At 67.1% G+C, this 12,252-nt stretch carries 10 protein-coding genes and 1 pseudogene; all 11 read left to right on the top strand.

Annotated features, from left to right (window positions below; all coding sequences use genetic code 11):
• On the top strand, positions 1-1,304 hold a 1,304-nt coding region (locus HV742_RS31660; protein ID WP_254601323.1), incomplete at its 5' end, for a chemotaxis protein CheW.
• A 15-nt stretch (positions 1,305-1,319) separates the two neighbouring features.
• On the top strand, positions 1,320-1,820 hold the full coding sequence (gene cheW, locus HV742_RS31655; protein WP_175147254.1) for a chemotaxis protein CheW: 501 nt from the start codon (positions 1,320-1,322) through the stop codon (positions 1,818-1,820).
• A gap of 139 nt (positions 1,821-1,959) precedes the next feature.
• Positions 1,960-3,666 (top strand): methyl-accepting chemotaxis protein, encoded by a 1,707-nt coding sequence (locus HV742_RS31650; RefSeq protein WP_175147253.1) that lies wholly within the window; start codon positions 1,960-1,962, stop codon positions 3,664-3,666.
• Positions 3,667-3,674: 8 nt separating this feature from the next.
• On the top strand, positions 3,675-4,529 hold the full coding sequence (locus tag HV742_RS31645) for a CheR family methyltransferase (RefSeq protein ID WP_054418620.1): 855 nt from the start codon (positions 3,675-3,677) through the stop codon (positions 4,527-4,529).
• A 45-nt stretch (positions 4,530-4,574) separates the two neighbouring features.
• A complete protein-coding gene (locus HV742_RS31640; RefSeq protein WP_049074396.1) occupies positions 4,575-5,633 on the top strand; it encodes a protein-glutamate methylesterase/protein-glutamine glutaminase in 1,059 nt (352 codons plus the stop codon).
• A 50-nt stretch (positions 5,634-5,683) separates the two neighbouring features.
• The gene (gene cheY, locus HV742_RS31635) at positions 5,684-6,073 is read left to right on the top strand and encodes a chemotaxis response regulator CheY (RefSeq protein WP_006387517.1); all 390 of its coding nucleotides are present in this window, start codon (positions 5,684-5,686) and stop codon (positions 6,071-6,073) included.
• 8 nt (positions 6,074-6,081) lie between these two features.
• Positions 6,082-6,714 (top strand): protein phosphatase CheZ, encoded by a 633-nt coding sequence (gene cheZ, locus HV742_RS31630; protein WP_049074394.1) that lies wholly within the window; start codon positions 6,082-6,084, stop codon positions 6,712-6,714.
• A 205-nt stretch (positions 6,715-6,919) separates the two neighbouring features.
• Complete coding sequence (locus HV742_RS31625; protein WP_254601322.1) at positions 6,920-8,467, top strand: methyl-accepting chemotaxis protein; 1,548 nt, start codon at positions 6,920-6,922, stop codon at positions 8,465-8,467.
• Between the two features lie 197 nt (positions 8,468-8,664).
• A complete protein-coding gene (gene flhB / locus HV742_RS31620) occupies positions 8,665-9,819 on the top strand; it encodes a flagellar biosynthesis protein FlhB (protein ID WP_049074392.1) in 1,155 nt (384 codons plus the stop codon).
• Positions 9,820-9,822: 3 nt separating this feature from the next.
• Positions 9,823-11,943 carry a flagellar biosynthesis protein FlhA gene (flhA, locus tag HV742_RS31615; RefSeq protein ID WP_049074390.1) on the top strand — a complete coding sequence of 707 codons (2,121 nt, stop codon included), beginning with the start codon at positions 9,823-9,825 and terminating at the stop codon, positions 11,941-11,943.
• Positions 11,940-12,252, top strand: a pseudogene (locus tag HV742_RS31610) (hypothetical protein); the annotation flags it as partial. The gene flhA and the pseudogene HV742_RS31610, both read left to right, overlap by 4 nt.

The raw sequence follows: 12,252 nt of genomic DNA, 5'->3' as shown, positions 1-12,252 counted from the left end.
CCGCGCCTGCCGCGGCCGAGCCCGCCGTGGCCGAGTCCGCCGCCGCCGCCGAAGCCATCTCGCAGGCCGCGCGCACCAGCCGCGCCGCCGCGCCGGCCCACGTCGACAAGGAATCCACCTCGATCCGCGTCGGCGTCGAAAAGGTCGACCAGGTCATCAACCTGGTGGGCGAACTGGTCATCACCCAGGCCATGCTGGCGCAGACCGCCTCGACGTTGGACCCGGTGCTGCACGACCGCCTGCTCAACGGCATGGAGCAGCTCGAGCGCAACGCGCGCGACCTGCAGGAAGCCGTCATGTCGATCCGCATGATGCCGATGGACTACGTCTTCAGCCGCTTCCCGCGCCTGGTGCGTGATATCGCCGGCAAGATGGGCAAACAGATTGAACTGCAGACCTACGGCCGCGCCACCGAACTCGACAAGAGCCTGATCGAGCGCATCATCGACCCGCTGACGCACCTGGTGCGCAACAGCCTGGACCACGGCATCGAGACGCCCGAGAAGCGCGTCGCCGCCGGCAAGGATCCGGTCGGCCAGCTGGTGCTGTCTGCCCAGCACAATGGCGGCAACATCGTCATCGAGGTCAGCGACGACGGCGCCGGCCTGAACCGCGAAAAGATCCTCAAGAAGGCCATGGCCCAGGGCCTGCCGGTCAACGAGAACTCGCCGGACGACGAAATCTGGCAACTGATCTTCGCGCCGGGCTTCTCCACGGCCGAGAAAGTCACCGACATCTCCGGCCGCGGCGTCGGCATGGACGTGGTGCGCCGGAACATCCAGGACATGGGCGGCCACGTGCAGCTGTCGTGCGAGCCGGGCAACGGCACCACCACGCGCATCGTGCTGCCGCTGACGCTGGCCATCCTGGACGGCATGTCGGTGCGGGTCGGCGAGGAAACCTTCATCCTGCCGCTGAACCACGTGACCGAATCGCTGCAGCCCACCAACGACCAGATCTATTCGGTGGCGGGCAACGAGCGCGTCATGCATGTGCGCGGCGAGTACCTGCCGCTGGTGGAGATGCACCGCGTGTTCTCCGTCAGCGACGCGCAAACCGATCCCACCCAGGCCATCGCGGTCATCATGCAGGCCGAGGACCGCCGTTTCGCCCTGTTGGTGGATCACCTGATTGGTCAGCACCAGGTGGTGGTTAAGAATCTCGAGTCGAATTACCGCAAGGTTCCCGGCATCTCCGCCGCCACCATCCTGGGCGATGGCAGCGTGGCGCTGATCGTCGACGTATTTGCGCTTGCGCGCGCCAACCGTGAGCGTTGGTCGCAGCCCGAAGCCATTCTGAATTGATGGAGAAATAGCCCCATGGCAGCCAAACCGCAAGCGCAAGCCGCGCGCAACGAAGATGTCGGCAACGAGTTCCTGGTCTTCACGCTGGGCGACGAAGAGTACGGCATCGACATCCTGAAGGTGCAGGAAATCCGCGGCTACGATGCCGGCACGGTGACCCGCATCGCCAATGTTCCGCCGTTTATCAAGGGCGTGACCAACCTGCGCGGCATCATCGTGCCGATCGTCGACCTGCGCATCAAGTTCAACCTGGGCAGCGTCGAATACAACGAACAGACCGTCGTCATCATCCTGAACCTGGATCGCCGCGTGGTCGGCATCGTGGTCGACGGCGTGTCGGACGTGCTGATGCTCAACGCCGGCCAGATCCGCCCGGCGCCGGAATTCGGCGCCACCCTGTCCACCGAATACCTGACGGGCCTGGGCACGGTCGACGAACGCATGCTGATCCTGGTCGACATCGAAAAGATGATGACCAGCGATGAAATGGCCCTGGTGGAGAAGGTCGCTTCCTGAGCGGAAGGACTGGACCCGGATGCGCGACCGGCGGGGCGGGGCCCCGGCGGTGGCGACCTCCCAGGGAGATGGGCGCGCCATATTGTGGAATCGATATGGCGCTTTTCCTTAACGAATGCAGTCAGGAGGGGTGCTTGTGATGCGCAAGTTTTTCGCGAACATGACGATACGCAGCAGCCTGTTGTGGGTGCTGGCGTTTTTCTCATTCATGTTGGTGATTGGAGCGGCGCTGGGCGTGCTGTCATTGCGCATCAGCAACGCGACACTGGCGGAAATCAAGCAATCGCAGGAGCTGAACGATGCGCTCGGCCGCGTCGTGTCGAGCTACAAGGACACCCTCAATGGCCTGGGCCGTACGGCCTCGTCCAATTATGCCGACATCGTGCGCAGCGTCGGCCAGCCGACGCTGCTGACGCAGGGCCTGTCGAGCGAGGCCACTGGCCTGCTGGAGCGCGCCAAGGCGGCGCAGAACAAGGGCCAGGCCGAATTCGAGTATTTCAAGACGCTGCCGCGGCCCGCCGAGGCAGCCGAATCGCTCAAGGAGGTCGAGGAAGCCTACGGCGCCTTGATCCAGCAGGGCGTGCAGCCCCTGACCGCCGCGCTGGAGAAGGCCGACATGCCGGCCTACCAGACGCAGGTGCAGAAGGTGCAGGACGCGCTGGAAGGGCGCTTCGCGCGCGCCGTCGAAGGCTTTGATTTCTGGCGCGCCAGCAAGATGCTGGACGCGTTCGAGGTTGCCCAGGTGCGCTACCAGTTCGTGCTGATGGCAGTGGGCGCCGGTGGCATCATCGCCGCGTTGCTGGTGTTCGCCACGTATGTGTTCCTGCGCCGCCGGGTGCTGCAGCCGCTCAAGGAAGCGGGCCATCATTTCGGCCGGATCGCCGGCGGCGACCTGACCGCACGTGTCGACGTGCGCAACACCAACGAGATCGGCCAGTTGTTCGCCGCGCTCAAGCGCATGCAGGAAAGCCTGACGCGCACCGTGGCGTCGGTGCGCCGCGGCGTGGACGAGATCAACATCGGTTCGCACGAGATCGCGGCCGGCAACACCGACCTGTCCAGCCGTACCGAGCAGCAGGCGGCCTCTCTGGAAGAGACCGCCGCGTCGATGGAAGAACTGGCTTCGACGGTCAAGCAGAACGCCGATAACGCGCGCCAGGCCAACCAGCTGGCGGCCAGCGCCTCGGACGTGGCCGAACGCGGCGGTTCGGCGGTGGCCGAAGTGGTCAACACGATGCATGGCATCTCGGCCAGCTCGCGCAAGATCTCGGAAATCGTGTCGGTGATCGACGGCATCGCGTTCCAGACCAACATTCTGGCGCTGAACGCGGCGGTGGAAGCGGCCCGTGCCGGCGAACAGGGCAAGGGCTTCGCGGTGGTGGCGGGCGAAGTGCGCTCGCTGGCGCAGCGCAGCGCGCAGGCGGCCAAGGAGATCAAGGGCCTGATCGAGGACTCCGTGACCAAGGTGGGCGCGGGGTCCGAACAGGTGGAACGCGCCGGGGCGACGATGCAGGAGATCGTGGCGTCGGTCAAGCGTGTGACGGACATCATGGGCGAGATCTCGGCGGCCTCGGAAGAGCAGTCCAGCGGCATCGACCAGGTCAATCGCGCGGTTTCGCAGATGGACGAGGTGACGCAGCAGAACGCGGCGCTGGTGGAAGAGGCGGCGGCCGCGGCTGGCTCGCTGCAGGAACAGGCGCAGCGCCTGGCCGAAGCCGTGGCGGTATTCAAGATCAATGCCGGTGAAGTGATCGAGGTGCCGGCCCAGCGCCTGTCCTCGGGCCGGTCATCCGCCGCGGACGATTCGCGGTTGCAAGCGCCTGACGCGCTTGCGCTTGGACACTGAGGGTAGTGGTGGCAACAGCGGCAAACCTGGCGCCGTCCATTCCGGTGGACCGCCAATTCGATTTCCGGGACGCGGACTTCACCCGCGTGCGCAAGATGATTCACGCGCGTGCCGGCATTTCACTGGGCGCGCACAAGCGGGAAATGGTCTACAGCCGGCTGGCGCGGCGCCTGCGGGCGCTGGGACGGCAGGATTTCGGCAGTTATCTGGACCAGCTCGAGAACGAACCTGACGCGGCCGAATGGGAAGATTTCGTCAACGCCCTGACGACCAACCTGACGGCGTTCTTCCGCGAGTCGCATCATTTCCCCATCCTGGCGGACTTCGCGCAGAAGCGGGGCGGCCCGGTGTCGGTGTGGTGCTGTGCCGCGTCGACCGGCGAGGAACCGTATTCCATCGCCATCACGCTGGCCGAGGCGCTGGGGCCGCGCGCCGGCGCCTGCTCGGTGCTGGCGACCGATATCGACACCAATGTGCTGAACCGGGCCCGCACCGCGGTCTATCCGGCCGAGCGCGTGGCAAAGATGGAGGAAAGCCGCCTCAAGCGCTTCTTCCTGAAGGGCCGGGGCGCCAACGCCGGGCAGGTCAGGGTGCGTCCCGAGATCGCCGACATGGTGCGGTACGAAACGTTGAACCTGCTGGCGCCGTCCTGGCCGATCAACGAGAAGTTCGACGTGATCTTCTGCCGCAACGTGATGATTTACTTCGACAAGCCGACCCAGGCGAAGATCCTGGAGCGGTTCGTGCCGCTGCTCAAGCCGGGCGGCCTGCTGTTCGCGGGCCATTCCGAGAACTTCACCTATATCAGCCGGGATTTCCGTCTGCGCGGGCAGACAGTCTACGAATGCGCGGGTAAGGCCTAGGCGCGCCTTCGGGGCAAGCTCCTGGCCAGACTGAGGCGGTAAACAATGCAGAAAATCAGAGTTCTATGTGTGGATGATTCCGCGCTCGTGCGCGGACTGATGACCGAGATCATCAACAGCCAGCCGGATATGGAAGTGGTTGCGACCGCGCCCGATCCGTTGGTGGCGCGCGAGCTGATCAAAAAGCACAATCCGGATGTGCTGACGCTGGACGTGGAAATGCCCCGCATGGACGGGCTGGATTTCCTTGAGAAGCTGATGCGCCTGCGGCCGATGCCGGTGGTGATGGTGTCGTCGCTGACCGAACGCGGCGGCGAAATCACGCTGCGCGCGCTCGAACTGGGCGCCATCGACTTCGTCACCAAGCCCAAGCTGGGCATCCGCGACGGGTTGCTGGAATATACCGAGATCATTGCCGACAAGATCCGCGCGGCTTCGCGCGCCAAACTGCGCACGCCCAGCCCGCACGCCCCGGCCGCCGCACCGGCGCCGATGCTGCGCCGGCCGCTGGCCAGCTCGGAAAAGCTGGTCATCGTGGGCGCCTCCACCGGTGGCACCGAGGCCATCCGCGAAGTGTTGCAGCCGCTGCCGCCGGATAGCCCGGCGATCCTGATCACGCAGCACATGCCGGCCGGTTTCACGCGCTCGTTCGCGCAGCGCCTGGACGCCCTGTGCGCGGTGACGGTGCGCGAGGCCGTGCACGGCGAGCGCGTGCTGCCGGGCCACGTGTACCTGGCGCCAGGCGGCGAGATGCACATGCGCCTGGGTCGCAGCGGCGCCAACTACGTGATCGAGCTGGAGGCCAGCGAACCGGTCAATCGCCACCGCCCGTCGGTGGATGTGTTGTTCAATTCCGCCGCCGTGGCGGCGGGCAAGAACGCCATCGGCGTCATCCTGACCGGGATGGGCAAGGACGGGGCGGCCGGCATGCTGGCCATGCACCGCGCCGGCGCCCATACCATTGCGCAGGATGAAGCCAGTTGCGTGGTCTTCGGCATGCCCCGGGAGGCCATCGCAATCGGTGCGGCTGACGAAGTGGTGCCGCTGTCGGCAATGAGTGAGCGCATTCTGACTCGCCTGGGCGACCGGGGACACCGCGTTTGACGCGGCTGTGATCCCGATCGATCTCAAGCAAATTTCTTCTGGAGTAAAAGATGGTAGACAAGGGCATCAAGATTCTGGTGGTGGATGACTTCCCCACCATGCGGCGGATCATCCGCAACCTGCTCAAAGAGCTGGGTTTCGAAAACGTGGATGAGGCCGAAGACGGCGCGATCGGGCTGGAGAAGCTGCGCAACGGCGGCTTCCAGTTCGTCGTGTCCGACTGGAACATGCCCAACCTGGACGGCCTGGAAATGCTCAAGCAGATCCGCGCCGACGCCAGCCTAGCCTCGCTGCCGGTGCTGATGGTGACGGCCGAGGCCAAGAAGGAAAACATCGTCGCGGCGGCCCAGGCCGGCGCCAACGGTTACGTGGTCAAGCCTTTCACCGCGGCGACGCTGGAAGAGAAGCTGGTCAAGATCTTCGAGAAAATTGGCGGCTGAGGTGTGCAATGAGCACGACGCAGAATGTTGACTCGACGGAATCGCCCGACCTGATTCACCGTATCGCCTCGCTCACCCGCATGCTGCGCGACAGCATGCGCGAACTGGGCCTGGACCAGGCGATCAAGGACGCGGCCAACGCCATCCCCGATGCCCGCGACCGCCTGCGCTACGTGGCGCAGATGACCGAACAGGCCGCCAACCGCGTGCTGAACGCGACCGAGGCGGCCGGCCCGATCCAGGACGGCATGTCGCGCTCGGCCCAGGCGCTGGATAGCCGCTGGCAGCAATGGTACGACCAGCCGCTGGAACTGCCCGAGGCCCGAGAACTGGTCAAGGACACCCGCGCCTTCCTGCAGGACGTGCCCAAGCAGACGCAGCAGACCCAGTCCAAGCTGATGGAAATCATCATGGCGCAGGACTTCCAGGATCTCACCGGCCAGGTCATCATGCGCATGATGGACGTGGTCGGCGCGATCGAGCGCGAGCTGCTGCAGGTGCTGCTGGACAACGTGCCGCAAGAGCGTCGCGACGAAGCCAACAGCCTGCTCAACGGCCCGCAGGTCAGCCCGCAGGGCAAGGCCGACGTGGTCACCAGCCAGGACCAGGTCGACGACCTGCTGGCCAGCCTGGGCTTCTGAGCCCGCCGGGCGGCGGGCCGCGCGGGCCCGCCTGCCGCCATGCCCGCTGGCCGGGCATGGTCGTATTCCCTAAGGGTGCGAACGCGCGCCCTTGGGTAGACTGCAACACAACAAGAATCGGGGCCGCAGCAGGAGACAGGGCGCATCGCGCCCAGGCAACGGATGCCCACAGAAGGCGATCCGGGCCGCACAAGGAGGTGCCATCTTGGCCAGATCCGTATTCCGATTCGGGGGCATCTGGGGTTTGTTGCGCCGGCTCAACCGTGGCCGCGCCACGCTGTCCGAACGCCCGATTTCCCTCAGTCCGGCCGCCTGGCCGCTGTACCGCTTCCTGGCCGGCGTCCGTAGCCGCATCGTCACGGTGCGGCAATCCAGCATCGAGATCGCGCTGAACGCCGCCCGCACCCAGTTCCAGGCCGGCCGCTGCGCGCTGCTGGCCCAGGAGCAGGCGCGCGCGGCCGAGGCGCTGGCGGCCAGCGGCGCCCAGATCGCGGCGCTGTCGGCGTCCACCTCGACCCATGCGCGCGAGATCGCCCAGGTCTCCGGGCAGAACCTGCGGGCGGCCGAGCAGGCGCTGGCCGAGCTGTCCGAGGTCAAGGAGCGGGTCGACCGCATGACGCGCGAGATGGCGGCGTTCACCGACGTGGTGGCGCAGCTGACCGGCCGGGCGCGTTCGGTCGGCGACATCAGCAAGCTCATCAAGGACATCGCCCTGCAGACCCAGTTGCTGGCGCTGAACGCCGGGGTGGAGGCGGCTCGCGCCGGCGACGCCGGGCGCGGTTTCGCGGTGGTGGCCAGCGAGGTGGGCCGGCTGGCCGAGCGGGTCAACGCCGCCACCAGCGACATCGGCCACCATACCGGCGAGATGCTGGAGCTGGTCGATACGACCCAGCGCCAGACCGGCACCCTGCGCGAGGACGTGGACGCGTCCGGCGCGGTGCTGGACAAGACGCGCCAGGATTTCCAGCACTTCGTGCACGACTTCGACAGCATGAACCGCCAGGTGGGCGAGGTGGTGCAGGCGATCGGCGAGGTCGACGCCACCAACCATGGCATGAGCCAGGACGTCAGCCGCATCGCCGCGCTGAGCGCCGACGTGCGCGAGCGGGTGGCCAGCATGTCCGGCGAGATCGACCGCATCCGGCGCCAGACCGAAAGCGTGCAGGAGGTGCTGTCGGACATGCGCACCGGCAATACCGCTTTCGACCGCCTGTCCGAGACGCTGGACGCTTTCCGGCTGGCGGCGATCCGGCTGCTCGACCATGCCCGCGAGCGCGGCCTGGACGTGTTCGACCGCCATTACCAGCGGATCGCGGGCAGCGAGCCGCCGCGCTACCACACCGGCTATGACCGCGGCATCGACGAGGCGCTGACCCGCCTGCTGGACCGCGTGCTGGAGGCCGTGCCGGGCGGCAGCTATGCGCTGCTGGTGGACGCGCGCGGGTATGCCCCGGCGCACAACAGCCGCTATTCGCATCCGCCCAGCGGCGACCCGGCCCAGGACATCGCCCGGGTGCGGCACAAGCGCATCTTCGACGACCCGGTCGGGGCGCGGTTGGCCGCCAACACCGAATCCCTGCTGTTTCAGACTTATTCCCGTGATACCGGCGAGATCGTCAACGACATCTCCGTGCCCCTGTTCCTGGACGGCGAGCACTGGGGCGCGGTGCGGATCGGGCTCGATTACGTGCGCTTCCAGGCCACCCTGGAGGCCGGCGGATCGGCCCGGCCGGTGGTGGCGGCGGCTGGCTGAATCGGACCGATCCAGCGGACGGGAGGGGCAGGGCGCCCGGCCGGCGGCCCGCCCCGGCCGGCCCGGTTCGGGCGCATCCGGGAATAGCGCCGCTTTCCCCCCGTTTCTTGGCTTATCGCCAAAGGCCCAGGCCTCCTAGAATCTCGGCGGGCAGCTCGTAATCCGAAAATCCGCGAGCCGCAACGACACCGCAGAGCATGGCCGAAGAAAGCGACCTCGAGAAAACCGAAGCCGCCTCTCCCAGGCGCCTGGAAAAGGCGCGCGAGGAGGGGCAGATTGCGCGTTCCCGGGAACTGGGCACGTTCATGATGCTGGCCGTCGGTGTCGGGGCGATCTGGGCCGGCGGCGGCACGATTTACAAGGGACTGAGCGGCGTGCTGCGCAACGGGCTGGCGTTCGACCAGCGCGTGGTGGCAGACCCGGGCGTGATGGTCGAGCAGGCTGTCAACGGCTTCGGCCAGGCCCTGATGGTGATCCTGCCGATCTTTGGCCTGCTGGCGGTGATCGCGGTGCTGTCCAGCGTGCTGCTGGGAGGCATCGTCATCTCGGGCAAGCCGCTGTCGCCGAATTTCTCCAAGCTGAGCCTGTTCGCCGGGCTCAAGCGCATGTTTTCCGCCCAGACGGTGGTCGAGCTGATCAAGGCGCTGGCCAAGGCGATGCTGGTGGGCGGCGTGGCGGTGTGGATCATCTGGCGCTACCACGACGACATGCTCGGCCTGATGCACGTGGCGCCGGCGGCCGCCTTGACCAAGGCCCTGAGCCTGGTGGCGATGTGCTGCGCCTTCATTGTCGCCTCGCTGCTGGTGATCGTGATGCTGGACGTGCCGTGGCAGATCTGGAGCCACCTGAAGAAGCTGCGCATGTCCAAGGAAGACGTGCGCCAGGAACACAAGGAAAGCGAAGGCGACCCGCACACCAAGGCGCGCATCCGCCAGCAGCAGCGCCAGGCCGCCCGCCGCCGCATGATGTCCGAGGTGCCCAAGGCCGACGTGGTCGTGACCAACCCGACCCACTACGCCGTGGCGCTGAAGTACGAGGAAGACAAGAACGGCGCCCCGCGGGTGCTGGCCAAGGGCACCGGGCTGGTGGCCGCCAAGATCCGCGAACTGGCCGCCGAACATCGCATTCCCACATTGGAAGCGCCGCCGCTGGCGCGCGCCCTGTATCAACACGTCGAGCTGGGGCATGAAATCCCGGCCGAGCTATACACCGCGGTCGCGGAAGTGCTGGCGTGGGTATTCCAGTTGCGCTCGTGGCGCTCGGGATGGGGGGCCGAACCAACGGCGCCGACGTCCCTGGCCGTGCCGGCCGCGCTGGACCCGCAGGCAAAAACCGCAGCACAAGGAGCTTAAGGAATGAGCGCTCTGCTCACCATGTTGAAAAGCAACGGAGCCACGCACGCGCGGCTCCTGGCCGGTCCCATCCTGATCGTGATGGTGCTGGGCATGATGGTGCTGCCGCTGCCCACCTTCCTGCTGGACCTGCTGTTCACCTTCAATATCGCGCTGTCGGTGATGATCCTGCTGGTGGCCATGTTCACCCGCAAGCCGCTGGATTTCGCCGCCTTCCCGGCCGTGCTGCTGTTCGCCACGCTGCTGCGCCTGTCGCTGAACGTCGCTTCGACCCGGGTGGTGCTGCTGCACGGCCACACCGGCCCGGACGCCGCGGGCAAGGTGATCGAGGCCTTCGGCCACTTCCTGGTGGGCGGCAATTTCGCCGTCGGCATCATCGTCTTCATCATCCTGACCATCATCAACTTCATCGTCATCACCAAGGGCGCGGGGCGGATCGCCGAAGTCGGCGCGCGCTTCACCCTGGACGCGATGCCGGGCAAGCAGATGGCCATCGACGCCGACCTGAACGCCGGCCTGATCGGCGAGGACGAGGCGCGCAAGCGCCGCGCCGAGGTGTCGCAGGAATCCGACTTCTTCGGCTCGATGGACGGCGCCAGCAAGTTCGTGCGCGGCGACGCCATCGCCGGCCTGCTGATCATGGCGATCAACATCATCGGCGGCCTGATCGTGGGCGTGGCCCAGCACGACATGTCGATGAGCGACTCGGCCCGCGTCTACACGCTGCTGACCATCGGCGACGGCCTGGTGGCGCAGATCCCGGCGCTGGTGATCTCGACCGCCGCCGGCGTGGTGGTGTCGCGCGTGTCGACCGACCAGGACATCGGCCAGCAGATCATCAGCCAGCTGTTCTCCAATCCCAGCGTGATGTTCCTGACGGCCGGCATCATCGGCATCATGGGCCTGATCCCCAACATGCCGCATATCGCCTTCCTGACCCTGGCCGGCGCGCTGGCCTGGGGCGGCTGGGCCATGCACAAGCGGCGCAAGGCCGCCGAGGTGGCCGCGGCCGAGGCGCCGCAACAGGCGGTGACGCAGGCCCAGGCCGCCGCGGCCGAAGCCAGCTGGGACGACGTATCGATGGTGGACCAGCTCGGCCTGGAGGTCGGCTACCGCCTGATCCCGCTGGTCGACCATGCCCAGAACGGCGAGCTGCTGCACCGCATCCGCAGCCTGCGCAAGAAATTCGCCCAGGACGTCGGCTTCCTGCCGCCGGTGGTGCACATCCGCGACAACCTGGAGCTCAAGCCCAACGACTACCGCATCCTGCTGTCAGGCGTCGAGATCGGCCACGGCGTTGCCATGCCGGGCCAATGGCTGGCGATCGACCCGGGCGGCGTGACCATGCAGATCCAGGGCACGCCCACCACCGATCCGGCCTTCGGCCTGCCGGCGCTATGGATCGACGGCAGCCTGCGCGATCAGGCCCAGGTGGTCGGCTACACGGTGGTGGACGCTGGCACCGTGGTCGCCACTCACCTGAACCACCTGATGCATCGCCACGGCTCCAATCTGCTGGGTCGCCAGGAAGTGCAGCAACTGCTGGATCGCATCGGCCGCGACGCGCCCAAGCTGGTCGAGGACCTGGTGCCCAAGACGCTGTCGCTCACCGCGCTGCAGAAGGTGTTGCAGGGCCTGTTGGCCGAGGAAGTGCCGATTCGCGACATGCGCACCATCATCGACACGCTGTCCGAGCATGGGCCGCGCCTGGCCGCGCTGGCGGCCGGCACGGGCGGCCAGCCCGATATCAACGAACTGATCGCGCTGACGCGCCGCGCGCTGGGGCGCGCCATCACCCAGCAATGGTTCCCGGGCGAAGGCGAGCTGCGCGTGATCGGGCTCGACGTCAAGCTCGAACGCGTGCTGTCGCAGGCGCTCACCACCAGCGGTGGCCTGGAGCCGGGCCTGGCGGATACACTGCTGCGCGAAACCCAGGCGGCGGTCGAGCGCCAGGAGTCGCAGGGCAACGCGCCGGTGCTGCTGGTGTCGCCGGTGTTGCGCGCGCCGCTGTCGCGCTTCCTGCGCCACCATCTGCCGCAGCTGGGCGTGTTGTCGAATACGGAAATTCCGGATGAGCGCATGGTCCGCGTGACCGCGCTCATCGGCGGAGGTAATGGTCAATGAAAATAAGCCGCTTCTTTGGCGCCAACAGCCGCGAGGTCATGCGCCAGGTGCGCCAGGTGCTCGGCCCCGATGCGCTGATCGTGTCGAACCGCAGCGTGGATGGCGGCATCGAGGTGCTGGCCACGGTCGATGGCGCGTTTGACGACGCGCCGCAGCAGGCGCAGGAGTACGCGCCGCGGGCCTATGCCGACGGCCATGCGCCCGCGGGCCGCGCGCCCATGACGCCGCAGCCCCCGGCGCCCGCCGCGCCGGCGCCATATGGATATGCGGGGCCCGCCGGCGTGGGCCAGCCGCCGGCCTACGGCGCGG

The sequence above is a fragment of the Achromobacter ruhlandii genome (assembly GCF_902859695.1).
GTDB lineage: Bacteria > Pseudomonadota > Gammaproteobacteria > Burkholderiales > Burkholderiaceae_B > Achromobacter > Achromobacter ruhlandii.
The sequence above is the reverse complement of the archived record's forward strand: the minus strand, read 5'-3'. Positions and strand labels throughout refer to the sequence as shown.

Coding starts and splice junctions, on each gene's coding strand:
- HV742_RS31650 (WP_175147253.1), top strand. CDS start 1,960: ATGCGCAAGTTTTTCGCGAACATGACGATACGCAGCAGCCTGTTGTGG.
- cheZ (WP_049074394.1), top strand. CDS start 6,082: ATGAGCACGACGCAGAATGTTGACTCGACGGAATCGCCCGACCTGATT.
- HV742_RS31640 (WP_049074396.1), top strand. CDS start 4,575: ATGCAGAAAATCAGAGTTCTATGTGTGGATGATTCCGCGCTCGTGCGC.
- cheY (WP_006387517.1), top strand. CDS start 5,684: ATGGTAGACAAGGGCATCAAGATTCTGGTGGTGGATGACTTCCCCACC.
- flhB (WP_049074392.1), top strand. CDS start 8,665: ATGGCCGAAGAAAGCGACCTCGAGAAAACCGAAGCCGCCTCTCCCAGG.
- cheW (WP_175147254.1), top strand. CDS start 1,320: ATGGCAGCCAAACCGCAAGCGCAAGCCGCGCGCAACGAAGATGTCGGC.
- flhA (WP_049074390.1), top strand. CDS start 9,823: ATGAGCGCTCTGCTCACCATGTTGAAAAGCAACGGAGCCACGCACGCG.